The organism is Sphingomonas hankookensis, assembly GCF_022664465.1.
Lineage (GTDB): Bacteria > Pseudomonadota > Alphaproteobacteria > Sphingomonadales > Sphingomonadaceae > Sphingomonas > Sphingomonas hankookensis.
In genome coordinates this window covers 92,483-117,389 of the sequence record NZ_JAKREV010000002.1, presented here as the reverse complement: position 1 = coordinate 117,389, position 24,907 = coordinate 92,483, and the positions used below count along the sequence as shown (strand labels likewise).

General features: G+C 66.9%; 16 protein-coding genes and 2 tRNA genes. 7 read left to right on the top strand and 11 right to left on the bottom strand.

Features of this window, described 5'->3' with window-relative positions; translation table 11 throughout:
* Positions 1 to 16: 16 nt before the first annotated feature.
* Positions 17 to 1,333, top strand: a complete 1,317-nt coding sequence (locus MF610_RS05925) for a sensor histidine kinase (RefSeq protein WP_242193817.1) — start codon at positions 17 to 19, stop codon at positions 1,331 to 1,333.
* A 41-nt stretch (positions 1,334 to 1,374) separates the two neighbouring features.
* The gene (locus MF610_RS05920) at positions 1,375 to 1,716 is read left to right on the top strand and encodes a hypothetical protein (RefSeq protein WP_242193815.1); all 342 of its coding nucleotides are present in this window, start codon (positions 1,375 to 1,377) and stop codon (positions 1,714 to 1,716) included.
* Between the two features lie 29 nt (positions 1,717 to 1,745).
* Here the strand turns inward: MF610_RS05920 and MF610_RS05915 are convergent, their stop codons facing one another.
* Positions 1,746 to 5,042: a trifunctional glycoside hydrolase family 18/polysaccharide deacetylase/glycosyltransferase family 2 protein gene (locus MF610_RS05915; protein ID WP_242193813.1), complete on the bottom strand. Its 3,297-nt coding sequence runs from the start codon at positions 5,040 to 5,042 to the stop codon at positions 1,746 to 1,748.
* A gap of 259 nt (positions 5,043 to 5,301) precedes the next feature.
* Here MF610_RS05915 and MF610_RS05910 point away from each other — a divergent pair, with 259 nt between their 5' ends.
* Positions 5,302 to 8,688, top strand: coding sequence for an autotransporter domain-containing protein (locus MF610_RS05910; protein ID WP_242193811.1), 3,387 nt, complete (start codon positions 5,302 to 5,304; stop codon positions 8,686 to 8,688).
* A 428-nt stretch (positions 8,689 to 9,116) separates the two neighbouring features.
* Here MF610_RS05910 and MF610_RS05905 read toward each other — a convergent pair.
* The 7 genes from MF610_RS05905 to MF610_RS05875 form a co-directional block, all read right to left on the bottom strand.
* Positions 9,117 to 9,192, bottom strand: a tRNA-Lys gene (locus MF610_RS05905).
* A gap of 14 nt (positions 9,193 to 9,206) precedes the next feature.
* Positions 9,207 to 9,282: transfer RNA gene (locus MF610_RS05900), tRNA-Lys, on the bottom strand.
* Between the two features lie 112 nt (positions 9,283 to 9,394).
* A complete protein-coding gene (gene rodA / locus MF610_RS05895; protein ID WP_242193809.1) occupies positions 9,395 to 10,531 on the bottom strand; it encodes a rod shape-determining protein RodA in 1,137 nt (378 codons plus the stop codon).
* The gene (gene mrdA / locus MF610_RS05890; protein ID WP_242193806.1) at positions 10,528 to 12,561 is read right to left on the bottom strand and encodes a penicillin-binding protein 2; all 2,034 of its coding nucleotides are present in this window, start codon (positions 12,559 to 12,561) and stop codon (positions 10,528 to 10,530) included. The genes rodA and mrdA overlap by 4 nt, the downstream gene beginning before the upstream one ends.
* Entirely contained in the window at positions 12,558 to 13,058 is a 501-nt protein-coding gene (gene mreD / locus MF610_RS05885; RefSeq protein ID WP_242193804.1) for a rod shape-determining protein MreD, read from the bottom strand. Before mreD ends, mrdA begins: the two co-directional genes overlap by 4 nt.
* On the bottom strand, positions 13,055 to 13,954 hold the full coding sequence (mreC, locus tag MF610_RS05880) for a rod shape-determining protein MreC (RefSeq protein WP_242193802.1): 900 nt from the start codon (positions 13,952 to 13,954) through the stop codon (positions 13,055 to 13,057). The genes mreD and mreC overlap by 4 nt, the downstream gene beginning before the upstream one ends.
* A gap of 17 nt (positions 13,955 to 13,971) precedes the next feature.
* Positions 13,972 to 15,012 (bottom strand): rod shape-determining protein, encoded by a 1,041-nt coding sequence (locus MF610_RS05875; RefSeq protein ID WP_055756338.1) that lies wholly within the window; start codon positions 15,010 to 15,012, stop codon positions 13,972 to 13,974.
* Between the two features lie 140 nt (positions 15,013 to 15,152).
* Between MF610_RS05875 and mutL the strand changes: the two genes are divergently transcribed.
* Positions 15,153 to 16,919: a DNA mismatch repair endonuclease MutL gene (mutL, locus tag MF610_RS05870; RefSeq protein WP_242193800.1), complete on the top strand. Its 1,767-nt coding sequence runs from the start codon at positions 15,153 to 15,155 to the stop codon at positions 16,917 to 16,919.
* A gap of 12 nt (positions 16,920 to 16,931) precedes the next feature.
* Positions 16,932 to 19,109, top strand: coding sequence for a xanthine dehydrogenase family protein molybdopterin-binding subunit (locus tag MF610_RS05865; protein ID WP_242193798.1), 2,178 nt, complete (start codon positions 16,932 to 16,934; stop codon positions 19,107 to 19,109).
* A 153-nt stretch (positions 19,110 to 19,262) separates the two neighbouring features.
* Here MF610_RS05865 and MF610_RS05860 read toward each other — a convergent pair whose 3' ends face one another.
* From MF610_RS05860 to cysS, 3 genes are all read right to left on the bottom strand, one after another.
* Entirely contained in the window at positions 19,263 to 20,636 is a 1,374-nt protein-coding gene (locus MF610_RS05860) for a class II 3-deoxy-7-phosphoheptulonate synthase (RefSeq protein WP_242193796.1), read from the bottom strand.
* A gap of 98 nt (positions 20,637 to 20,734) precedes the next feature.
* Positions 20,735 to 21,175, bottom strand: coding sequence for a TM2 domain-containing protein (locus tag MF610_RS05855; RefSeq protein WP_242193794.1), 441 nt, complete (start codon positions 21,173 to 21,175; stop codon positions 20,735 to 20,737).
* Between the two features lie 322 nt (positions 21,176 to 21,497).
* On the bottom strand, positions 21,498 to 22,937 hold the full coding sequence (gene cysS, locus MF610_RS05850) for a cysteine--tRNA ligase (protein WP_242193792.1): 1,440 nt from the start codon (positions 22,935 to 22,937) through the stop codon (positions 21,498 to 21,500).
* Positions 22,938 to 23,128: 191 nt separating this feature from the next.
* On the opposite strand from cysS, the gene MF610_RS05845 reads away from it, so the two are divergent.
* Positions 23,129 to 23,701 (top strand): SRPBCC family protein, encoded by a 573-nt coding sequence (locus tag MF610_RS05845; RefSeq protein ID WP_242193790.1) that lies wholly within the window; start codon positions 23,129 to 23,131, stop codon positions 23,699 to 23,701.
* 18 nt (positions 23,702 to 23,719) lie between these two features.
* The gene (locus MF610_RS05840; protein WP_242193788.1) at positions 23,720 to 24,907 is read left to right on the top strand and encodes a zinc-dependent alcohol dehydrogenase; all 1,188 of its coding nucleotides are present in this window, start codon (positions 23,720 to 23,722) and stop codon (positions 24,905 to 24,907) included.

The window sequence follows — 24,907 nt, the reverse complement described above, 5'->3', positions numbered from 1 at the left end:
GCACCGTTCGGCGACGTTGCGGTTCGCCGCGCTGGTCTTTGCGCTGCAGTTGACCGGTGCCGCGGCGACGTTGCTGGCGGTACGGACGATCACCGAGACGCGGCTGACCGACAACGCCACCGATCAGGCCGCCCGACTGCGTGCGGCGCTGCTGGAGGCATGGGCGGCGGGCGGCATCGATGCGATGGCGCGCGCCGCCGACCTCAGGACCGAACATGGCGACCGCCCGCAATCGGTGGCGCTGGTGATGCGCCGCGATGGGACCGTGCTGGCGGGCAACGTCGCGGCGTGGCCGCCCAATGTCGTTGCCGGCCCGCCGACGACGATCGAAATCTTTCGCGTGCGTCGCGATGTGCCCGAAGCGATGCGCGTGATCGGCACGACCTTGCCCGACGGCACGCGGCTTCTGACCGGCCATGTCATCGAGGGCGAGCTGGCGTTCGTCGGCGCGATGGAGGGGGCGATGGTCGCGGCGATGGTCGTCGCGCTGCTGCTGGCTGGGCTGGCGGGCTGGGTCGCCGCGCGGATGATCGCCGAACGGCTGGGACGCACCGCGCAGACGGTGGCGGCGGTGACTGCGGGCGACCTCGACCGGCGCGTCGCGCTCGACGGTGGTAGCGATGCGTTCGAGAAGCTCGGGCAATCGGTCAACGCGATGCTCGACCGGATCGCGATGCTAGTCGGCGAATTGAAGCTGGCGACAGATGGTCTTGCGCACGACCTGCGCTCGCCGCTCACCCGGTTGCGAGCGACGCTGGAGCGGGCGTTGGCCGCGGCGGACAGCGAGGAAGGGCGCGTCGCCGTGCTGCGGGCGATGGACGAGGGCGATCGCCTGTTGGCGATGCTCGACATGGCGCTGCGCATCACCCGTGCCGAGGCGGGCATCGGGCGCGAGGCGTTCGTCGAGGTCGAGCTGTCGGCGTTGCTCGCCGACGTCGCCGAACTGTTCGAACCGCTGGCCGAGGATCGCGGACTGACGATCGTCGTCGATGCACCGACCCCGGTAACCGTCCCGGCGCACCGGGAGATGATCGGACAGGCGGTGGCAAATCTGATCGATAACGCGTTGAAATACGGGAAGGGAACGGTCCGTGTGTCGCTTAAAGACGGTAGTCAGGTCGCGATCGGCGTCAGCGACGACGGCCCCGGCATCCCGGCCGATCGCCGGGCCGACGCGCTGCAACGCTTCGGCCGGCTCGACGCCGCGCGGACGCAGAGCGGCGCGGGGCTGGGCCTGTCGCTGGTCGCGGCGGTCGCGCATCTCCATGGTGGGACGCTGGAGCTGGACGACAACGCACCCGGCCTGATCGCGCGGATGACGATCGCGCGGTAGCGCCGCCTTGGCGCTGGCCCCGCGCTGCCGTACAGGGGCACATGGCAAAGGCAGATCGTCTCGCCCGGCTCGACGACCTTCGACTGGAGCAGGAAAGCGAATATCGGACCGCGCTGATCGAGGCGCTGCGGCGTACCGCTGCCGGCAAATGGGGGCTGTTCGATCATCAGGCGGACCGCAAGACCCGCGCCGCGATCGCGCCGGTGATCGATCATCTGGAGGAGATCGCCGACGCGATCGATGCCGCCCGCGATCAGCTCGGCCTGCCGCCGTTCGACCTGCGGCAGGAGTTCCTGCGCTCGCGCGGGCCGGTCGGGCCGCAGGCGGTCGGCGAACCGCGTCAGGCGCAGGCGTGGCTGGATCGCCTGGCTGCGGAAGGGTAGGGGCGGCCGCTCGACCGCCTCGCCGCCGGTCAGGTCGTCGCCACCCGCCCGGTCCGCTCCAGCTTCCCCCAGCCGACGACGAACCCGCCGATCGCCGACGCGATCGCACGCAGCACCACCCAATACATGATCTGACGGTAGACCAGCCGCTGCGCCACCAGCAGATGCGCCGGATAGGGCGCCTTGTTCCCATCGAGCCGGTACGCGACCCAGCCGCACGCCACGTCGATGGCGGTGAAGCACAGCCAGTATAGCCCCATCTGCCCGACATCGCCGCTGGTCTGCGCCCAGCCATGCTGCGTCACCCGCACCGCCGTCCCGACGATCGACAGCAACAGCGCGAGGTCGATCAGCGGAGAGATCGCCGCGAAGAAGATCTGGAACAGCCACGCCTGCGGCAGTCCGATCCGCGCCAGACCGGCAGGCTTGCCGGTGCGCAGCACGCGGCGATGCTTCCACAGGCATTGCAGCGTCCCGAACGCCCAGCGATAGCGCTGCTTGGCGAGTGCCTTGAAACTCTCCGGCGCTTCGGTCCATGCGACCGCGTTCGGGTCGTAGGTGACGCGCCATCCGGCGCGCTGGATGGCGATGGTCAAATCCTGATCCTCGGCCAGCGTATCTTCGGGATAGCCGCCGACGGCGTCCAATGCCGCGCGCCGCCACGCCCCGACTGCGCCCGGCACCACCGTCATCGCGTCGAACCCGGCGAGTGCGCGGCGTTCGAGGTTCTGCGCGGTGATATATTCGACCGCCTGCCACCGCGTGACGAGGTTCACCCGGTTGCCGACCCGTGCATCGCCCGCCACCGCGCCCAGCGCCGGATCGGCGAACCACCGCGCCAGCCGCGCGATCGTCGTCGGTTCGAACTGGGTATCGGCGTCGAGCGCGATGATGACCTCGCCGTCCGCCTGCAACAGTGCGCGGTTGAGCGCCGCCGCCTTGCCGCCATTGGCCAGCGTCAGCAGCGTGACGCGCGGGTCGTCGGCGAAGCGTTCGTGCACGACCGCGCTGGTCGCATCCTTCGATCCGTCGTCGGCCACGATCACCTGCAACCCCGGATAGTCGCTCGCCAGCACCCGCGCGACCGAATCGGCGATCACCCGTTCCTCGTTATACGCCGGGATGATGACCGAAACGCTGGGGTGGTCGTCCGGCGGCGTCGGCCGTTCGCGGCGCGACTGGAACCATGCCAGCGCCGCCAGCAGCACCGCGCGCGCCATGCCGAGGCCGATCGCGAGGTAGAACAGCCACGCAAGCCCGACCGAAATGATCGCGAGGACGATGAAGATCGCGACATCGGTGCGCACCGCGACCAGATCGCGGCCGGTCACCGCCGGCATGGCGACCGCGCGCGGCACGCCGACCAGCTGCGATGCGGTGACGAAGTGATAGCCCTTGGCGCGCAGGATCGCGATCACGCGCGGCAGCGCCTCGACCGTCTGCTGGCGGTTGCCGCCACCGTCGTGCAGCAAGACGATATTGCGTGAACTATCGGCGCTAACATCCTCGATCTGCTGGACGATCTGGTTCACGATCGCGTCGGTGCCGGGCCGTTGCCAGTCGTTGGGATCGACGTGCAGCCCGACGACGGTGTAGCCCAGATCCTGCGCCAGCAGCGCGGGTGCGATTTCGTCCATCGTCGTCGGTTCGGCATCCCCGAAATAGGGGGCGCGGAACAGCGTGGTCGACCGCCCGGTATACGCCTCGATCAACCGCTGCGTCGCGTTCAGCTCCAGCTTGGTCGTCCGCTCGCCGGTGGTGGCGAGGTTGGGGTGGGTATAGCTGTGGTTGCCGATCTCGTCCCCGTCGCGCACCATCCGCTGCAACAGCCCGGGATGTTCCAGCGCATTCTCACCCACGACGAAGAAGGTGCCGGGAACCTTGGCCTTTTCCAGTACGTCGAGGATCGGCGGCGTCCATGTCGCATCGGGACCGTCGTCGAACGTCAGCGCGATCGCCTTGGGATCGGCGGCGCCAGCGCGCTGCACGACATAGGGGGTGGGAAGCGCGTCATAGCGTTCGTCGGCGATCATGCCATTGGTATCGAATTGCAGCGCCCGCTTGCCGTCGGTCGGCCGGCTGGTGATGCGCAGCACTTCGCCCGACCCCTCGACATCGACGTTGACCGCGCTTTGCAGCCGGTTGATCCGCGGCACGCGGTCGGCGGTGCGGAACGCGGCCAGGTCGTTCCAGATGCCGGCATCCTCGCTGCCCAGCCGCCACAGCGCGACGTCGTCGAGGCCGAGGCGGCGGAGCGCGGCCAACTGGTTCCAGCTGGTCGCCGCATCGAGCATCCACACGTGATGCCGGCTGCCGCGTTCGTCGTCATAGGTGAAGCCGGCATTGCCGCTGGCCCGGTCGAACCCGATTTGCGCCGCCGAGTCATGCGCGGCCAGCCACGCCTCCTCGACCGACAGCGCGTCGGCGCCCCCGTCGTGCCAGTCATAGGCATAGCTGCCCAGCGCCACGACCAGCTTGTCACGGCCGACCTGCTGCATCGCCTGCTCGACCTGGCGGACGAACCACGGCTGCGACGCGATCGGGCCGGGCGAACCGCTTTCCCAATGCTCGTCATAGGCCATCAGGATCACCCGATCAGTCGCGCGGGCGACGTCGGACAGCCGCCAGTCGGGATCGCCCGCCGGCGCGGTCACCGCCAGCACCGCGCCCTTGGGCAGCGCCGCGTGCAGCTGCGCCAGAAACGCCGGATAGCGCGCGGCGGCGGCGGTCGGCAGGCTTTCGTAATCCATCACGAGCCCGCCGGCATGGTGCGCCTGCACATAGCCTGCCAGCTGCGCCACGACCGCAGCGCGCGCTTGCGGATCGGCCAGCATTCGTGCGGCGCCTGCACCGTCCCAGTCCTGATCGGTCAAGTTCTGCACCATCGGCAACAACTTCGGCGCATGTCGCGTCCCCGCCAGCAACTGGTTGAGGCGTGGGTCGTCGACGGTGTGCATCTGCTGGCCGACGACCGTGACATAGGCCGGCACGACCCAGTCGAGCGCGCCCATGTGCCGCTGCAATGCCGACAGGCCACCGGCGGTATCGGGGACGTAGAAACCGATCGTCAGCGGCGATCCGGGCGACGGCGCGGTGGTGCGCGGTAACCAGCGGCCGTGCTTCGCCAGCCCGTCGCCGCGCGGCGCGAACGTCTCGCCATGGCGCCGGGCGAACGGCAGCGGCATCCCGAGCGTGCGCGGGGTCAGCACCAGCGTCGTCGCGAAGGCGATCGCCGCCAGCACGACGGCGACGATCAGCAACGCGACCCCCCGGCGTGCCCAGACGCCGCGACGGCCGGTGGGATCGAAGAAGATGGGCTTGCTCACGGGGTGGCGACCTTCGGCTGAAACGGCCGCACGACGCGACCCTGCATTCGGCGCTTAGGCAAAACGGCCGGGCAGGGCGGTGAGCGCCGGATGAACTTTTGGTCACTTGGGGCGGGGCGGTGATGCGGGATTACCACAGCCCCGCCTTTCGGGTCTTATTGAGGATCGATACCTCGCGGGTCGATTGACACGGGTCGGCTTCGACATAGGATACGGTAATCGCGGCGTTCACGGCCGGATTTTGGGACAGGGGGATTACATGTTGAATGGCCGCTCGCGGGGATTCCGCCGACTGGTGCGTTGTGCGTTGCTGACATCGGTGATGCCGTTCGCTGCGCAGGCGCAGGATCGCCCGGTGGAATCGATCGACGCACCGCACGCAGGGCCCGTCTCGGTCGCTCCGATCAGCGCCGCCCCCCTCAGCGTCGCGCCGGTCGGCATCGCCTCCGGCGGCGTGATGCCCGGCGGTTCGTCGGTCCATGAGCCGCAGGTCGTCATCAACCCGCCCGGCACCGCGACGACCGCTCGCGACCCGAACGACATCACCGGCGTTGGCCAGATGTTCATCAACCGTGGCGGCGGTAGCCTGAGCCTGTGCACCGGCACGCTGGTCAACCCGCGCATGGTCATCACGGCCGCGCACTGCATGAACACCAGCCCGGCCAGCGCCTATGGCACCGAAACCGGCAACACGCAGACGGCGTTCGGTTTCAAGGCCGACAATCTGCAGGGCGTTCGCGACTGGCTGTTCGGCAATGCGACGACCGGCGTCACCGCCTTCCGGTCGACCCCAGCCAATGCCATGTTCAACGTCAATCAGGTGTCGTACCTGACCGATTCACTGAAGCCTGAGAACCGCGGCTTCCTGCAGGCCGACGTCGCCATCGCGACGCTGGACACCCCGGCGGTCGGCATCCCCGCCTGGGCCCTGCTGTTCTCGGCACTGCCGGCCCCGTCGTCGATCAACAACGCCAGCGGCACCGGCTATCACGTCGTCATTACCGGCTATGGTCGCAACGGTACCGGGCTGAACGGCGATACCGGCGGTATCGATTATCGTCGTCGCGTCGCCGAGAATTATCTCGGCGCGCTGACCTCGCTCAGCGATGTCGACATGTTCCTCTATGGCGACACCGACCGGACGCTGAACCAGAACCTGTACATGACTGACCTCGACGATCCCCGCCGGGGCACGTCGTCGGCCAGCCGGTTCGACTTCAACCTGTTCAAGGACAATGCGCTCCCCAACGAAGGCATCACCGCCGGCGGCGATTCGGGCGGTCCGCTGATTCTCGACAAGACCTACAGCAAGCCGGTGGTCCTCGGCGTCCTGTCGGGCGGGACCCGCTATTACAATGCGCAGCCGTCGTCGTCCTATGGCACGACGTCCTTCTATCAGCCGCTCTATCTCTATTGGGATTATATCGTCGCCTCGAACCCCTATCGCTATGTCAGCGCGAAGGCGGGCGATGCGAAGTGGAGCGACGCGACACATTGGCAGACCGAACTCGACCCCAGCTATCAGGTCATCCAGAACGGCAAGCTGGTGAACGGCGTGCCGACCACCGCGGGCCAGGGTGAGGCCGGATCGGGCGGCGATTTCGGGCAGCTGTGCTTCGAAACCGCGAGCAGCTCGATCTGCAAGGACCTTGCGACCGGCATCTATTTCGAGAATGGCGTCGCTGTGGCGCGCGATCCGGTCGACACCGGTCCCGCCGCGGTCGCACGCGCGGCGGCGACGCTCGCCAACGGGCTGCCGGGCGCGAGCAACTTCGTGCCCAACAACACCGATCCGGTGAAGGCATCAGGCATCGTCGGGCGCTATTTCGACGTGACGCTGGGCGCGGCGGGCACGACCACGCTCGACACCACCGCGACCATCGACCGCCTGTCGATCGCCAACAGCGCGGCGCGGCTGAACGTCACCAGCGCGGGGTCGCTGACCAGCCTGATCGAAATCAACCAGCTGACCGGCCAGACGATCGTCGACGGGCGCGTACGCGCAGGCGGCGACTACTTCCTGCTGGGCGGGCTGCTGAGCGGGTCGGGCCGGGTCGATTCGCGCTTCCTGACCAGCGTCAGCGGCACGATCGCGCCGGGCACGATCGGCACCGTCGGCACGCTGACCATCGGCGGCAACCTGATCCTCGCATCGGGTACGCAACTGGCGATCGATATCGGCACCGGCGGCGTGTCCGATCGGATCGCGGTCGTCCGTAACGGAACCACCGATGGTTTGGCCAGCATTGGTGGCTCCGTTCTGTTCAACCCGGTGGCGGGCAGCACCATCCGCTTCAACGACAGCTACACAATCCTAACCGCCGCCGGCGAAATCCGCGGCCGCTTCGCGGCGCCGGGGGCGCTCAGCGCCATCCTGCGCCCGGTGTTGAGCTATTCGGCGAACAGCGTGACGGCCCGGATCGAGGCTGGCAGCTATGCCAATGTCGTGGCCAATACGCCGGTTCAGCGTGCCTATGCCCAGCTGCTCGACCAAAACCGCGGCAACTATTCCGCCGTGTCGGAAGCCTATGGCATCCTCGACCTGCAGACGCAGGCCGGGATTCAGGGATCGCTGGAAGGGCTGGCACCGCGCAGCGAAACGACGAAGCGTGCGATCGGTACGGTGGCGATGGACAATGTCGCCCGCTTCTACCGCGAACGCCTCGCTGCGATCGATCCGGCGCAGCCGCTCGGTGGCACGCTGGCGATCTTGGGCAGTCCGAACGACGTCGTGATGGGCGCCGTCATGGCGCCGTCGATGGGTGTCGCACCACAGGCCGATGGCGCAGTCACCTCGATCCGCGAAGGCGTGTTGCCCGACGATGCCAGCGCGTTCCTTGCGGGCGGCTATATCCGTGGCAGCGCGCCGTCGATGCCGGGCGCGATGCCGATGGGTGGTCGCGACGAGTTCGACGGCTTCTACATCGCCGGCGGCATCGAAAAGGCGCTGTCGGACAGCGCGGTGCTGGGCTTCGGCCTGTCGTACAGCGACGTCGACGGCCAGCAGCGCTTTGGTCAGACTGCCAAGGGCGAGCTGATCCAGGGCACGCTGTACGGCAAGGCGCAGGCGGCGATGGGCGCCACGATCGACGCGCAGTTCGGCGCGGGCGTCTATCAGGCGCGTACGACCCGCAACGTGACGCTGGGCACCACCCCGTTCACGCTGCGCGCCCGCGACAATGCGCTGGCGCTGTCGGCAGAGGTTGGCGCGGGCTATCTGTTCGGCACCGATCAGCTGCATATCGGTCCGCGCGTCGCGGTCCGCGCCAGCCAGATCGGCTTCACGCCGACCGTCGAAACCGGTGGCGGTCCGGCGCTGCGCTACGACGCCGACAACTTCACCAGCCTGCAGGGTCGCGCCGGTGCGGTGCTCGACGGAGCGTTCGGCGGCTTCCGCCCGTTCGCCTCGGCCTATTATGTCCGTGAGTTCGAGGATCGGGCGGCCTTCTTCACCGCCAACTTCGCGAATGGCGTGGGGCCGAGCGTCGCCTTCGCACTGCCCAGCCGCGATCGCGACTGGGGCGAGGTCGGTGGCGGCTTCGCGTTCGGCAGCGAGAAGGTCGAATTCTCGGTCGCAGCTGACACGACGATCGAACGCGACATCCGCAACCAGTCGTATCGCGGATCGGTGAAGGTGCGCTTCTGACCGGAACAAGGCCGATGCGTTCGCGCGCATCGGCCCGTCTGATGGTAATGTAGGAAGGCGGCGGCCCCGACGGGGCGCCGCCTTTTTTGAAAGGGGCGAGGGTCGATCCGGTCGGACTGAACCGCAATGTATTCGAACGAGGGTGGCGTTTGTGGCGGTCGCAGATGGCCTAGCGATTTAACCGTGTTTGGGCGACTGCGGGCCTCGTTGCGAGGCGCTTCGCGCGCGTCGTCGGCGTCCCCACCCGTACCCCGGCTCGTCATAGCCCTTAAGAGGCCCGCCAACCGCGACTTCCCGGCGAGAAGGAAAGGGCGCAGGAGGACCCGATCGAGGCTTCCGAGCGGCATGTTTCATCGGCGGGAGCAAACGCCTGACGAACGCCTCACACGGGAAGCGGCTACGTCAGCTCGGTGATGTCACGAAAAGCATGGTGGACGCACTTGGGCTCGAACCAAGGACCCGCTGATTAAGAGTCAGCTGCTCTACCAACTGAGCTATGCGTCCATGCGCTGGACAGGTGGTGGACGCACTTGGGCTCGAACCAAGGACCCGCTGATTAAGAGTCAGCTGCTCTACCAACTGAGCTATGCGTCCGTCGCCTGGGCGATGGGGCGGGCCGGGCTGGCCGATCCGCCGTTGGAGCGGGGCCTTTAGCGAACCTTTGCCCCCAAGCAAACCCTATTTTTCGGACATCCGCAAAATACCGTCAGAACCGCACGCGATCGCGGTTCTCGCGGTCGATCGCCATCAGGATACCGATGCACCCCAGCACCGTCATCTGCGCCGATCCGCCATAGCTGACCAACGGCAACGGGATGCCGACGACCGGCGCCAAACCCATGACCATGGCAAGGTTGATCGCGACATAGAAGAAGATCGTGGTGGCCAGCCCGCCGGCCACCAGCTTCGAGAAGCGGTTCTCCGCCCGTACGCCGACCCCGACGCCCCAGCGCACCAACAGGATGAACGCGGTGATCAGCAGCACGCCGCCGATCAGTCCCCATTCCTCCGCCATGGTCGCGAACACGAAGTCGGTATGGCCTTCGGGCAGATAGTCGAGATGGCTCTGCGTACCGTTCAGGAACCCCTTGCCGAAGATGCCGCCCGAGCCGATGGCGATCTTCGACTGGCTGATGTGATAGCCGGTGCCGAGCGGATCGCTTTCGGGGTTCATGAAGATCAACACGCGGTTGCGCTGATATTCGTGCAGCAGGAAGTTGAACGCGAGCGGCGCGGCGATGGCCAGGCCGAGCGCCCCGCCGAGGAACAGGCGGATCGGCAGGCCGGCGAGGAACATGACCGTCAGGCCGCCCGCCGTGATCATCAGCGCGGTCCCGAGGTCGGGCTGGAGCATCACCAGCACCACCGGCACGCCCAGCATGGCCGCCGCCGGCCAGACCGCGCCGAAGCGCCGTATCTCACCCGCCGGCAACAGGTCGTAGAAACGCGCGAGCGCCAGCACGATCGCCGGTTTCATGAATTCGGATGGCTGGACGCGGATGAAGCCGAGATCGAGCCAGCGTTGCGACCCGCCACGCACGGCGCCAGCCAGTTCGACCAGCACCAGCATGATGGTGATGACGGCATAGGCGGGGAGGGCAACCCCCTGCCAGAAGCTCATGCGAACGCGTGAAATACCGATGGCGGCCAGCAGGAAGACGGCGAAGGCGATGCCCTGTCGCGACGCCCACGGCTGGACACTTCCCCCGGCGGCGGAAAACAGCACGACCAGCCCGAACCCGCCGATCGCGAGCAGCAGGAACAACACCCGCCATGGCAGCTTGGCGAGCGGGGCGGGGACGAAACCCAGCCCGTGCGACGTGGTCTGGTTGATGCGCTTCATTCGGTCCGGTCGGTGACGTTGGATTGGGCGACTGCAGGGTCGGGCTGGCTCTGGTTCGCGGCGGAGTCGACGACGTTGTTCGTCGCGCTTTCGACATCGGCCGGGGTCGCGGGCACGGACGCGACGGGGGCGGCCTGTTCCGCCTGAAAGGTGTTCCACTGCGCGGCCATGCGCGTCTGGACGTCACCACCCCATTCGCGCTCGAGCGGCTCCAGCCGGGCCATCGCCTTGTCGCGGTCGAACAGCCACGACAGGATGTCGCTGGCGATCGGGGCGGCGGTATAGATATGGCCGGAATGTTCGAGGACGACCGACACGGCGTAGCGCGGCGCGGCGGCCGGGGCATAGCCGATGAACAGCGAGTGGTCGCGCATCCGGAACGGGATGGCACCATCGCCCAGCACGCCGGTGCGGCGCTCGGCCATCGTGATACGTCGGACCTGCGCGGTGCCGGTCTTTCCGGCGAGTTCGATGCCGGGCAATCCCTGGAACCGCGAACGCCCGCCGGTGCCGCCGCCATTGACCACCGCCCAAGTCGCCTTGTGCACCGTCGCCAGCATTTCGGGATCGATGCCCATCGACGGGGCGGGCGTGTGTGGCGTGTCGAGCAGAAGGCGCGGTACGACTTCGCGCCCCTGCGCCAGCCGCGCCGCCATGACCGCCAGTTGCAACGGATTAGTCAGGACATAACCCTGCCCGATCGATGCGTTGACCGAATCGGCAACGGTCCATTTCTGTTTGTATTTGCGTAGCTTCCACGCGCTGTCTGGCACAGTCCCGTAACGTTGCGACTGGAAGGGCAGCTCGAATTTCTGCCCCAGCCCCATCTGCCGGACGGTGGTCGCGAAGGTATCGTATCCGAGTTCGCGCGCCATGGTGTAGAAATAGATGTCGCAGCTCTGCGCGACCGCGCCGACCATGTCGAGCGGACCATGGCCACCGCGCTTGTGGCAGTGGAAGCGTCCGGTGCCGACCTGCAGCACGCCGGAGCAATTGACGCGGCGGTGCGGATCGATCCCGGCGCGCAGAATCGCCAGCGCATGCATTGGCTTGACCGTCGATCCCGGCGGGTACAGCCCTTGCAGCGTCTTGTTCATCAGTGGGATGTGGTCGTCGCCCGAAAGCATCTTCCATTCCAGCCGGCCGATTCCGTCGGAAAAGCTGTTGGGATCGTAGGCCGGCATCGACACCATTGCCAGCACGTCGCCGGTGACGGCATCCATCACCACCGCCGATCCCGAATTGGGGCCGAAGCGGCGCGCGGCATATTCCTGCAGGCCGAGGTCGATCGTCAGGCGGACGTTGCGCCCTTGCTTGTCCGGCCGGGTTTCGAGTTCACGGACGATCTGCCCCCGCGCCGTCACCTCGACCCGCTTGGCGCCAGCGGTTCCGCGTAACTGGGATTCCAGCGTCTTTTCGAGGCCATCCTTGCCGAGCTTGAAACCGGGAGTGACCATCAACGGATCACGGGTTTCCTTGAACTGTTCGGCAGTGGCGGCACCGACGTAGCCGGTCAGGTGCGCCACGGCGGCGCCGGCGGGGTAGCTGCGCGAAAAGCCGCGGGTCGGCTGGACGCCCGGCAGTTCGGGCAGGCGGACGCTGACCGCGGCGAAGCGTTCCCAGTCGAGATTTTCGGCGACCTGTACCGGGGTGAAATTGCCCGCGCGCTTCAGGTCGGTCTGGATGCGCGCCATGTCCTCGGGTGTCAGCGCCAGCAACTGACGCAGTTCGCCTAGCACGCGGTCGCGATCCTCCAGCCGGTCGGGGATCAGGTCGACGCGGAAATCGGTGCGGTTGTTGGCGATCGGTGCGCCGTGCCGGTCGATGATCCACCCCCGCCGCGGCGGGATCATGGTCAGGTTGACGCGATTGCTTTCGGCGAGAAGGTTATAGCGTTCGTTCTCGGCGACCGACAGCCACGCCATCCGCCCGGCCAGCACGACGCCGACCGCTACCTGCGCGCCGCCAAGTACCATCGCCCGTCGGGAGAAGCTGAACGCCTGTGCGGCTTCGGTGACGATCCTGCTCATTCATCCTCGCGGCCCGCAAGCGCAGTACATAGCCGCGTTGCCGCCGGAAACAACGCCACCGACACGATTGTCTGGAACAAAAGCACGGTATCGACGTGCGCGGACAGGCTGGTGGCAAAGGCCCGCCCGGCGAAGAGGCAAACGGCGATCGCGCCACCCGCCAACAGCCAATCCTGCCAGAAGTCGCGTGCGAAGAGACGGGTATCGACCAGATCGAGCATCAACGAACAAAGCTGCCACAACAGCACCGCGCTGCCCAGCGGCTGACCGCTGACCAGGTCGTCGAACAGGCCGAGCGGTGCCGCCGCCCAGACGGGCAGCGCCCCGGGCCGTAGCAATCGCCATGCGAGGAACATGAGCAGCCCGAACGGCGGCAGGAACGGCACGGTCGCGACGACCGGCAACAGCGTTACCAGCGATCCGGCGAGGATGCTTAAGACCACCTTGCGCGTCAGAACGCGTTCGGCCCGGTCGTCGTCAGGCCCGAGCAGTTTCATTCGGTGGCGGGCTTGGGCGTCGGCGTCGGCGAGGGGCTCGGGCGCGGCACCGGTGCCGGCAGGAAGGCGCGTTCGACCATTGCAAAGTCGAGCCCGTCGGGGTCGGCGAACACCCGTGCCGGGGCGACGTCGCGCTGACTGCGCGAGACCCGTGCGACCGGCACACCGGGCGGATAGATGCCGCCCGTGCCCGAGGTGACGAACACGTCGCCGGCGAGTAGCGGTGCGTTGACGACGCCGGCCGTGCGAACCTCGACCATGCCATTGCCCTGACCCGCGATGATCGCCGACAGCCCGTCACGGGTGCGGCGCACCGGCACGATGCTTTCGGGGTCGAGGATCAGCAGCACGCTGGCGGTATTGGGACTGGTTTCGACCACGCGGCCGATCAGGCCGTTGGGGCCGCGCACCGGTTGGCCGCGGCGAACGCCCTGTGACGATCCGGCATTCAGCGTGGCGAAGCGGCGGGTGCTGCTGGCCGAACTGTTGACCAGCCGTGCGGCGACCACCGGTGCGGCGGAACGATCGCGCAGGGTGAGCAAGGTGCGCAGCCGCGCATTTTCGCGGTTCAGCAGCCGTGCCTGCATCAGATAGCGGCGCGTCGCTTCTTCCCGCGCGCGCAGCCGGCGATTTTCGTCGACCGCGCCGAAATAGTCGCCGATCCCGCGCGGCACCGACGCGACCCCGTCCCATGCCCAGTCGAGCCCGGCCGATACGGGCGTGGTCGCTTCGCGCGTCGCACCGCGCAACGCCGCAAAGGCGCGCGGGTCGATGATCGAGATGAGCAGCAGGATCGCACCGACGAGCGCACCGCTCGCCGCCAGTACGTAACCGGCGAACACGGTATATTGCGCCCGTCGCGAAAAGCCCGGGCGGTGGTTGCGTGGCGGCGCCATGCCCCCGGACCCCTATGTCAGACGGCGAGCAGGACGCCCTTGTAGATCGGATCCTCGAGCGCGCGACCGGTGCCCAGCGCAACGCAGGTCAGCGGGTCTTCGGCAACCGTCACCGGCAGGCCGGTCTCGTCACGCAGCACCTCGTCGATACCCTGCAACAGCGCGCCGCCGCCGGTCAGCACGATGCCCTGGTCGACGATATCGGCCGCAAGTTCCGGCGCGGTGTTTTCGAGCGCGATACGCACGCCCTCGACGATCGCCGCGACCGGTTCGGACAGCGCCTCGGCGATCTGGCCCTGGTTGATCTGAATTTCCTTCGGGACCCCGTTCACGAGGTCGCGGCCCTTGACGTAGATCAGCGTGCCGATGCCGTCGGCAGGCGGCTTGGCGGTGCCGACTTCCTGCTTGATCCGCTCGGCAGTGGCTTCGCCGATCAGCAGGTTATGGTTGCGGCGGACATAGCTGACGATCGCTTCGTCCATCTTGTCGCCGCCGACGCGGACCGAGGTGGAATAGGCGAGGCCACGCAGCGACAGCACCGCGACCTCGGTCGTGCCGCCGCCGATATCGACGACCATCGACCCGATCGGTTCGGTGACGGGCATGTCGGCGCCGATCGCGGCAGCCATAGGTTCCTCGATCAGCCACACCTGCGATGCGCCCGCGTTCGATGCGGCGTCGCGGATCGCCCGGCGTTCGACGCTGGTCGACCCCGACGGAACGCAGATCACGATCTGCGGCCACCGGATGAAGCGGCGCTGACCATGCACCTTCTGGATGAAGTGCTTGATCATCTGTTCGGCGACGTCGAGATCGGCGATGACCCCGTCGCGCATCGGGCGAATCGCCTCGATCGAACCGGGGGTCTTGCCCATCATCAGCTTGGCGTCGTCGCCGACCGCCTTCACCCGCTTCACGCCGTTCAGCGTCTCGACCGCCACCACCGACGGTTCGTTCAACACGACGCCACGACCCCGCAGATACACCACCGTATTGGCGGTGCCGAGGTCGATCGCCATATCATGCGACATGAACTTGAAGAAACGCGAGAAGGCCATCGATACTTCCGTCCTTGTCCGCGTGTCCCGACGCGGCGGTTCGCAGCTTGTACCTCGACCCGTCCGGTCGGCTATCCGATCGGTTGCCAGAAGGCGGAAGCGGGTCGCGGGATGGCGCCGCTTGGGCTAGAGCGACCCCCATGTCAATACGCCGTCTCCCCGAGCATCTCGTCAACCGCATTGCTGCGGGCGAAGTGGTGGAACGCCCCGCTTCCGCGCTGAAAGAACTGGTCGAGAACGCGATCGACGCCGGCGCCACCCGTATCCTCGTCCGTCTCGCCGGCGGGGGCATCGATTTGATCGAGGTTAGCGACGACGGCTGTGGCATGGGACCGGCCGACATGGCGCTGGCGCTGGAACGCCACGCCACTTCGAAGCTGCCCGACGACCGGATCGAAGCGGTCACGACGTTGGGTTTTCGCGGTGAAGCGTTGCCCTCGATCGCGAGCGTCGCGCGGCTGTCGATCGAAAGCCGCCCGGCGGGGGCGGAGGGCTGGCTGCGCAGCGTCGACAATGGCGAGGTCGTCGAGGTTCGACCCGCCGCGGTGCCGCCGGGGACGCGCATCCGGGTCGAGGGGCTGTTCGCGCGCGTGCCGGCGCGGCGAAAATTTCTGCGCTCGGCCCGATCGGAATTTGCTGCCTGTGTCGATCAGGTGCGGCGGCTCGCCATGGCGCGCTCCGATATCGCCTTCACGCTCGAACATGACGGGCGGCGGGTGCTGGGCGTGCAGGCGGGCGAATCGCGCCCCGAACGCGTCGCGGCACTGACCGACCGGGCGCTCGCCGCCAATTCGGTTGGGCTCGACTGGGCGCGCGAGGGGATGCGGCTGGGCGGCGTTGCGGGCCTGCCGACCTTTCATCGCGGGATCGCCGATCATCAATATCTGTTCGTAAATGGTAGGCCGGTAAAGGACCGGCTGCTGTCTGGCGCAGTGCGCGGCGCTTACGCCGAGATGCTGGCGCGCGATCGCCATGCGGTGGTGGCGCTGTTCCTCGACGTCGATCCCGACCTGATCGACGTGAACGTCCACCCGGCCAAGACCGAAGTGCGCTTCCGCGATCCGGCGGCGGCGCGCGGGCTGATCGTCGGCGGGCTGCGGCGGGCACTGGACGAGGCCGGCTTCCGCGCGGTCCAGCGGCCGGCCGAAGATGCGATGGCGGCGTGGACGACCGAGCCGGTCGCGCAGCAGCAGATGTCGCTCCCGCCGCTGGCCGAAGCGACCGCGTCATCGGGCTTCGCGTTTCACGATCGCCGTCCGACCTTCTTCGCCCCACCGCCGCAGGCCCGCGCCGAAGTCGCCGCCGAACCACCGCCTGCCTCGACGCAATTCCCGCTAGGTGCGGCGCGGGGACAGGTGGCACGGACCTACATCGTCGCCGAGGCGGAGGACGGGCTGGTTCTGGTCGACCAGCATGCCGCGCACGAACGGCTGGTGCTGGAACGAATGCGCGCGGCGATGGCCAGAGGCGGCGTCGCGCGACAGGCGCTGCTGATCCCCGAAGTCGTCGAGCTGGACGAGGTCGCCTGCGACGCGCTGGAGGACAAGGCCGACGAACTGGGCGAGTTCGGGCTGGAGCTGGAGCGGTTCGGTCCGCGTGCGATGCTGATACGCGCTACGCCGGCCGTGCTGGGGCAGGGCGACGTCATCGGTCTGGTGACCGATCTGGCCGACGAAATCCGCGCGCATGATGCGGCGCTGTCGTTGAAAGAGCGGATCGATCATGTCGCCGCGACGATGGCCTGTCATGGATCGGTTCGCGCCGGCCGGGTGTTGTCGGTGGTCGAGATGAACGCCCTGCTGCGCGAAATGGAGGTCACCCCCCATTCGGGCCAGTGCAATCATGGCCGCCCGACCTGGATCAAGCTTGCACATGGCGACATCGAGAAGCTGTTCGGCCGGAAATAGGAAGTAACCGTCATGAAGTTTACCCAAGCCGCCGGCGCGAACCCGACCGATGCGATGCGCGTCCTGGGGCACCCCACCGACCGGATCGAGGGCCCGTTGAAGGTCAGCGGTCGCGCAACCTATGCGGCGGAGTTCGCCGTGCCGGGCATGGTCCATGGCTTCGTGGTCGGTACCACCATCGCGACCGGACGGATCATGGCGATCGATGCGAGCGATGCGCTGGCGGCGCCCGGCGTGCTGGCGGTCGTCACCCATGAGAATGCCGGCACGATCGGCATCGGCGACGATCACAAGGTGCCGATGCTGGCCGGTCCGAAGGTCGATCAGCTGGGGCAGGCGGCGGCGCTGGTCGTCGCGGACAGCTTCGAGGCGGCGCGTGCTGCGGCGCGGCTGGTGCGGATCGACTATGCCGGGGACGAGGGCGCGTTCGAGCTGGCGCAGGCTGCGCGTGCGGGTGCCGACAAACCGTTCCGGTCGAACGGCCATGGCGATTTCGACGCGGCCTTTGCCGACGCGCCGGTGCAGGTCGACGCGACCTACACCACCCCCGATCATGCGCATGCGATGATGGAGCCCTATGCCTCGATCGCGTCGTGGGATGGGGATCGCCTGACCCTGCAGACCGCGAATCAGATGGTCGACTGGGCCGCGCGCGACATGGCCAAGATCCTCGACATGCCCAAGGACAAGGTGCGGATCGTAGCGCATCATATCGGCGGCGGGTTCGGGGGCAAGCTATGGGTCCGTGCCGATGCGGTGCTGTCCGCGATCGCCGCGCGGCAGGTTGGGCGGCCGGTAAAGGTCGTCCTTACGCGCCCGCAAATGTTCAACAACACCACGCACCGGTCGTCGACGATCCAGCGGTTGCGGCTGGGCGCGGATCGCGAAGGGCGGTTGCAGGCGATCGCGCATGACAGCTGGTCGGGTGATCTGCCCGGCGGCGGTCCGGAGGGAGCCGGTGCGCAGACGCGGCAGTTGTACGCTGCCCCCAACCGGCAGGTCGTCGAATGGCTTGCCGAACTAAACCTGCCCGAATCCAGCGCGATGCGCGCACCGGGCGAAGCGGTCGGCATGATGGCGATCGAAGCGGCGATGGACGAACTCGCCGAAACGCTGACGATCGATCCGGTCGACCTGCGCATCCTGAACGATACGCAAGTCGATCCGGAAAAGCCCGAACGCCGCTTTTCGCATCGCGACCTGATCGGCTGCCTGCGCGAGGGTGCCGAGCGGTTCGGCTGGAGCGCGCGCAGCACGACGCCGGGGCAGCGGCGCGACGGCCGCTGGCTGGTCGGCATGGGAATGGCGGCGGCGTATCGCGGCAACATGGTGTTGAAGTCGGCGGCGCGGGTCGGGATCGCGGGCGATGGGCGCGTGACCGTCACGACCGACATGACCGATATCGGTACCGGCAGCTATACGATCCTCGCGCAGACCGCCGCCGAGATACTCGGCGTCGAGTTGGACCAGGTCACGGTTCGACTGGGTGAATCGGATTTCCCCATATCGGCCGGATCGGGCGGGCAATTCGGTGCGAACAGTTCCACCGCCGGGGTCTACGCAGCCTGTGTGACCTTATGCGAAAAAGTTGCAGAAGCTGTCGGGTTCGAGCCCACAAACGCGCGGTTTGCCGATGGTCGGGTGTGGTCGGGCAACAAGTCGGTCGCGCTGGGCGAGGCTGCGGGTGGCGCAGGGATCGAGGTCGAGGATCGGATCGAGTTCGGCGATCTGACGAAAAAATTCGTGCAGGCGACGTTCGGCGCGCATTTCGTCGAGGTGGGCGTCGACGCCGATACCGGCGAGGTCCGCGTACGGCGGATGCTGGGCGTGTTCGCGGCGGGGCGCATTCTGAACCCCAAGGCGGCGCGCAGTCAGATACTCGGCGCGATGACGATGGCGGTCGGCGCGGCGCTGACCGAGGAACTGGTGGTCGATCCGCGCTTCGGCGGGTTCATCAACCACGACCTCGCCGAATATCACGTCCCGACCCATGCCGACATTCCGCATCAGGAGGTCGTGTTCCTCGACGAGGAAGACCCGTTGTCGTCGCCGATGAAGGCGAAGGGGGTGGGCGAGCTCGGCATTTGCGGCGTCGGCGCCGCGGTGGCGAACGCGGTGTATAATGCATGCGGGGTTCGGGTTCGGGAGTACCCGATCACCCTCGACAAGGTATTGGCGGGGTTGGGGTAACGAACGGGTGCGGTTTCACACCCGCCGATGACGTCACCCCAGCGCAGGCTGGGGTCTCACACGATTCCTGCTGCGCGCTATCAGCGGGAGACCCCAGCCTGCGCTGGGGTGACGCATGGTTGGGAGAGGGGAGGGGCCCGCTCCCATACCCTGTTACGCCGCGACCAGGCGCCGTTCCGCCATCTCGTCGTTCAGCATCTCGGCCAGCAGGAATGCCAGTTCAAGGCTCTGCCCGGCGTTGAGCCGTGGGTCGCAGTGGGTATGGTAGCGATCGGCCAGCGCCTGTTCGGTGACTGCGATCGCGCCGCCGGTGCATTCGGTGACGTTCTGCCCGGTCATTTCGGCATGGATGCCGCCGGCATGGCTACCCTCGGCCCGGTGGACCGCGAAGAAACCGCGTACTTCGGCCAGGATACGGTCGAACGGCCGCGTCTTGTAGCCGGTCGTCGCCTTGATCGTGTTGCCGTGCATCGGGTCGCACGACCAGATGACCGGATGCCCTTCGCGCTGCACGGCGCGGATCAGCTTGGGCAGGCCCGCCTCGATCTTGTCATGGCCATAGCGGGTGATGAGCGTCATCCGCCCTGCCACCCGGTTCGGGTTGAGCGTGTCGAGCATCCGCAGCAGCGCGTCGGGCTCGAGGCTCGGGCCGCATTTGATACCGATCGGGTTGCCGATGCCGCGCAGGAATTCGACATGCGCCGATCCATCGAAACGGGTGCGGTCGCCGATCCACAGGAAGTGCGCCGACGTATCGTACCAGTCGCCGGTCAGCGAATCCTGCCGGGTCAGCGCCTGTTCGTACGGCAGCAGCAGCGCTTCGTGGCTGGTGTAGAAGCTGGTCGCCTTCAGCTGCGGCACGCTGTCGGCGTCGATGCCGCAGGCGGCCATGAAGTCGAGCGCCTCGCCGATACGGTCGGCGACGTCGGCATATTTCTTGGCCCAGGGCGAACGGCCCATGAAGTCGTGGGTCCAGCGATGGACCTGATGCAGGTTCGCATAGCCGCCGGTGGCAAACGCGCGCAGCAGGTTGAGCGTCGCCGCCGCCTGCGAATAGGCGCGGATCATGCGCTGCGGATCGGGCACGCGGCCTTCGGCGGTGAAGGCGATGTCGTTGATGTTGTCGCCGCGATAGCTGGGCAGTTCGACGCCGTCGATCACCTCGGTGTCGGCCGAGCGCGGCTTGGCGAACTGGCCGGCCATGCGGCCGAGCTTTACCGTCGGCAGCTTCGACGCGAAGGTCAGCACCACCGCCATTTGCAGGATGACGCGGAAGGTGTCGCGGATATAGTTCGGATGGAATTCGGCGAAGCTTTCGGCGCAGTCGCCGCCCTGCAGCAGGAACGCCTTACCCTCCGCCACCTGCGCCAGTTCGGCGGTCAGGTTGCGCGCTTCGCCGGCAAAGACGAGCGGCGGATAGTTGGCCAGCTGCGTGGTCGCGGCGTCGAGCGCCTGCGCGTCAGGATAGGTCGGGAGCTGGCGCGCTTCGGCGGATTTCCAGCTGTCGGGAGCCCAAGTGGCAGCCATCACAAGTTCCATAGAAGTCGGTTCGGGCAATTCCCATGCGCGAAACCCGCCGTTCGCGCAATGAAGGAAAGGTTCATCGCCCCGATCGACCGCTTCGATCAGCCATAACGCTGATGGAATTCGTCGTTGTCCATGACGAGATAGCGGATGAAATCGACCAGTGACCAGATGCTGGTCACGAAGATGCCGACCAGCGTGCAGGTCAGGACCAGCATGGCCATGCCCGACCCGACCCGGCCGAGGTAGAAACGGTGCACGCCGAAGATTCCGAGGAAGAAGGCGAGCAAGGCTGCCGCGACCTTGTCCTTGCGCGGGCGCGGACGTACCGGATCGGCGGCGGGGCGGGGGGCAACGGTACCGGGCACGTGGTAGATGCGCAGCGCCCGGCCGTTCGATACCTCGAAATCGACCTGCGCGCCGACGGTGGGGCCGATCCGGTCGGACCAGTCATCGGGTTCGAACCAGTAACGTTGCCCGTCGTCGCCGGCGATCCGCCCCTCGCGGCCGTTCCGATCGACGCCCAGCACCTGTCCCCGCATATCGTCCCCCGATGATTCGTGCGGTCGATATGGCGGGGAAGCGGGGGGTGTAGCAAGGGGTTAGGTCACTGCATCTCGTCGACCCGGCGAAGGCCGGGGCCTCGTGCGGCGAGGAGCGGCGCTCCGTAACCGGGAGATCCCAGCCTTCGCTGGGATGACGTTCGTGATAGTGATTAGGGCAGATAGAACCGTTCGTCCTGAGTAGCCGCCGAGCTTGGCGAAGCGGCGTATTGAAGGACTGCTTGGGAAATGCTTCGATACGGGCCTTCGAAAAGCTCAGTCCCTACTCAGCATGAACGGTTCGGATGAGGGGCATCACGCTCTAGCCCAGCGTCGGTCGCCAGTCCCAGCCGAGCGGGTCGCCGTCCATAACCTCTACTCCCGCCGCGGTCAGTTCTTCGCGGATCGCATCGCTGGCGGCGAAATCCTTCGCGGCGCGTGCTTCCTTGCGGTCCGCCAGCCGTATCTCGATCGTTGCCGCATCGATCGAGGCGTTAGCCGGACGCACGCGCAGGTCGGCCCGCTCGATCGTCGCCAGCCCCAGCCCCAGCACCGCGTCGAAATCGGCCAGCGCCGCCAGACGATCGGCCGGGGTCAACTTCTTGTCGGCCAGCAGTTCGTCGAGCACGGGCAGCGCGCGCGGCGTGTTGAGGTCGTCGGACACGGCGAGGTCGAGCCGTTCGCGATACGCCGCCGCCTTGCCCGCATCGCCTTCGCCGGTCGCGCGGGCACGCAGGCCGACGACGGTCATCGCCAGCCGCTTCAACCGCGTCAGCGCCGCGATCAAATTCTCCGCCGAAAACTCCAGTTCGGACCGATACTGCGCCGACAGGCACATCAGCCGATAGGCGAGCGGATGGACGCCACCGTCGATCAGCGTCTGGAGCGTGGTAAACACCCCCTTCGACTTCGACATCTTGCCCGATCGTTCGACGAGGAAGTTGTTGTGCATCCAGAAGGCGGCGCCGCTGTCGGCGCAACCGCAATAGGCCTGGTTCTGTGCGATCTCGTTCGGATGGTGGATTTCGCGGTGGTCGATGCCGCCGGTGTGGATGTCGAACGGGCTGCCGAGATATTTGATGCTCATCACCGAGCATTCGAGATGCCAGCCGGGCGCGCCCTTGCCCCACGGCGAATCCCATTCCATCTGGCGGCTCTCGCCCGGCGGCGTCTTGCGCCAGATGGCGAAGTCCTGCGGATGCCGCTTGCCGGCGACCGGATCGATGCGGCCTTCACCAGCATCGTCCTGTCCGCCGGCCAGTGCGCCGTACTGGGGGACGGTCGTGCTGTCGAAATAGAGCCCGCTGTCGAGTTCGTAGCAGTGCCCGGGCGCGATCTTTTCGGCGAAGGCGATCATCTCGGCGATGTGATCGGTGGCGACCGACCATCGCGTGGGATCGTCGATGTTCAGGTCGCGCAGATTGCCCTTGAACGCCTGCGTGTAGTGCGCGGCGATGTCCCAGATCGACTGCGCGTTCGCCTTTGCCGCAGCTTCCATCTTGTCGTCGCCGGCATCGGCGTCGGACGTCAGGTGGCCGACATCGGTGATGTTGATGACATGGGTGAGCGGATAGCCCTTCCACCGCAGCACCCGGCTGAGCGTGTCGGTGAACACATAGGCGCGCAGGTTGCCGATATGGGCGTAATTGTAGACGGTCGGCCCGCACGAGTAGACGCGGACCCCCTTGGCAGGATCGATCGGTTCGAAACGCTGAAGGCTGCGGGTCAGCGAATTGTGGAGCGTGAGCGGGGCGAAGTACATGGACCGAGCGTGTAGCGCGATGCGACCCGTCTGCAAATCCGGGCCGTTGACCGGCAAAAGTCCGGTTCGGCGTGGAACAGCTTGACTGGCGGGCGGTTGGGGATGGATCGGACAATAAGCATCGTTCGATCAATAGCTTATCATGGATCAATCAGCCGGGTCGACGATCCGGCGGACGGGAGAGCATGGCCATGGCCGAACCCGAATTGCCCGGCGACATCGTGCGCGACGATGCGCCCGCGTTCACCTCGAAAGACCGGGACGAGCGCGGTGGCGCGGCGCCGAACGGCGAATCTTCGGTGTCGGGCGTCGCGGTGACGATCAACCGTCCGGCGTCCGAACTCTATGCCTATTGGCGCGACTTCGGAAACCTCGCGACCTTCATGCTGAACGTGGAGGCGATCGAGGTCAAAGATCACGACCGCTCGCACTGGACCGTTGCCGGACCCAATGGCAGCTACGAATGGGACGCGATCGTTACCGAGGACGTGCCGGACACGCGAATCGGCTGGCGCGCCGAACATGGTGACGTGCCGAACAGCGGCTGGGTGTCGTTCACCGAGGCTGCGCCCGGACGCGGTACGGTGGTGACGGCGATGATCGCCTATTCGCCGCCCGCCGGCATCGTTGGCAAGCTGGTCGCCAAGGTGACGCAGAAGGAACCGGCGATCCAGGCCCGGCGCGATCTGCGCCGCTTCAAGCAGCTGATGGAAACCGGCGAGATCGCGACGACCACGCCGCCCAACCGCGAACCGAAATCGTAAAACGAGAGGAATTGCCGGATGCGCGCACTCACCTGGCACGGCAAGCACGACGTCCGCGTCGACACCGTCCCTGATCCTGAGATCATCAACCCGCGCGACGCGATCATCAAGATCACGTCAACCGCGATCTGCGGGTCCGACCTGCATCTGTACGACGGCTATATCCCGACGATGCAGGCGGGTGACATCCTCGGCCATGAATTTATGGGCGAGGTGGTTGAGACCGGTCCCAAGTCGACCCTCAAGAAGGGGCAGCGCGTCGTCGTTCCCTTCGTGATCGCCTGTGGCAGCTGCTATCATTGTTCGAAGCAGCAATATTCGGGGTGCGACAACGGCAACCCGGCCGACAATCAGGATATCGCGCAGGAATTGTGGGGGCAGGTCGCGCCCGGCCTGTTCGGCTACAGCCACATGACCGGCGGCTATCCGGGGGGGCAGGCAGAATATGTCCGCGTGCCGTTCAGCGACGTCGGTCCGATCGTGATCCCCGACGGGGTCGACGACGACAAGGTGCTGTTCCTGTCGGACATCCTGCCCACCGGATGGATGGCGGCGGAGAATGCCGATATCGAGGATGGCGACATCGTGGCGGTATGGGGCTGCGGTCCGGTCGGGCTGTTCGCGATCCAGTCGGCGCTGCTGATGGGGGCGCACCGGGTCATCGCGATCGATCATTTTCCGCATCGGTTGAGCCTTGCCAAGGGATTGGGGGCGGAAGTCCTCAATTTCGAGGAAACCGACATTTACGACGCGCTGATGACGATGACGGGCGGGATCGGCCCGGACGCGGTGATCGACAGCGTCGGGTTGGAGAGCCACGGGCTGTTCGTCGACAATATCGTCGACCAGATCAAGGCGTCGACCTTCCTCGGCACCGATCGGCCGCACGCGCTGCGGCAGGCGATCGTCGCGTGTCGCAAAGGCGGTCGGGTGTCGGTGCCCGGCGTCTATGGCGGGATGATCGACAAGTTCCCGTTCGGCGCGCTGATGGAAAAGGGACTGACGCTGAAAACCGGGCAGACCCATGTCCAGCGCTACCTGCCGGCGCTGCTCACCGCGATCATGGAGGACAAGATCGATACGACCTTCATGATCTCCGACCGGATGGCGCTGGAGGATGCGCAGAAGGGCTACAAGAAATTCCACGACGAGCAGAATGTCTGCACCAAGGTGGTGCTGAAGCCCGACTGGGCGAAGGGAGCGTGA

What these genes read in the sequence shown, in the direction of transcription:
- MF610_RS05920 (WP_242193815.1), top strand. Translation starts at nt 1,375, where the DNA reads ATGGCAAAGGCAGATCGTCTCGCCCGGCTCGACGACCTTCGACTGGAG.
- MF610_RS05910 (WP_242193811.1), top strand. Translation starts at nt 5,302, where the DNA reads ATGTTGAATGGCCGCTCGCGGGGATTCCGCCGACTGGTGCGTTGTGCG.
- rodA (WP_242193809.1), bottom strand. Translation starts at nt 10,531, where the DNA reads ATGAAGCGCATCAACCAGACCACGTCGCACGGGCTGGGTTTCGTCCCC.
- mrdA (WP_242193806.1), bottom strand. Translation starts at nt 12,561, where the DNA reads ATGAGCAGGATCGTCACCGAAGCCGCACAGGCGTTCAGCTTCTCCCGA.
- mreD (WP_242193804.1), bottom strand. Translation starts at nt 13,058, where the DNA reads ATGAAACTGCTCGGGCCTGACGACGACCGGGCCGAACGCGTTCTGACG.
- mreC (WP_242193802.1), bottom strand. Translation starts at nt 13,954, where the DNA reads ATGGCGCCGCCACGCAACCACCGCCCGGGCTTTTCGCGACGGGCGCAA.
- MF610_RS05875 (WP_055756338.1), bottom strand. Translation starts at nt 15,012, where the DNA reads ATGGCCTTCTCGCGTTTCTTCAAGTTCATGTCGCATGATATGGCGATC.
- mutL (WP_242193800.1), top strand. Translation starts at nt 15,153, where the DNA reads ATGTCAATACGCCGTCTCCCCGAGCATCTCGTCAACCGCATTGCTGCG.
- MF610_RS05865 (WP_242193798.1), top strand. Translation starts at nt 16,932, where the DNA reads ATGAAGTTTACCCAAGCCGCCGGCGCGAACCCGACCGATGCGATGCGC.
- MF610_RS05860 (WP_242193796.1), bottom strand. Translation starts at nt 20,636, where the DNA reads ATGGCTGCCACTTGGGCTCCCGACAGCTGGAAATCCGCCGAAGCGCGC.
- MF610_RS05855 (WP_242193794.1), bottom strand. Translation starts at nt 21,175, where the DNA reads ATGCGGGGACAGGTGCTGGGCGTCGATCGGAACGGCCGCGAGGGGCGG.
- cysS (WP_242193792.1), bottom strand. Translation starts at nt 22,937, where the DNA reads ATGTACTTCGCCCCGCTCACGCTCCACAATTCGCTGACCCGCAGCCTT.
- MF610_RS05845 (WP_242193790.1), top strand. Translation starts at nt 23,129, where the DNA reads ATGGCCGAACCCGAATTGCCCGGCGACATCGTGCGCGACGATGCGCCC.
- MF610_RS05840 (WP_242193788.1), top strand. Translation starts at nt 23,720, where the DNA reads ATGCGCGCACTCACCTGGCACGGCAAGCACGACGTCCGCGTCGACACC.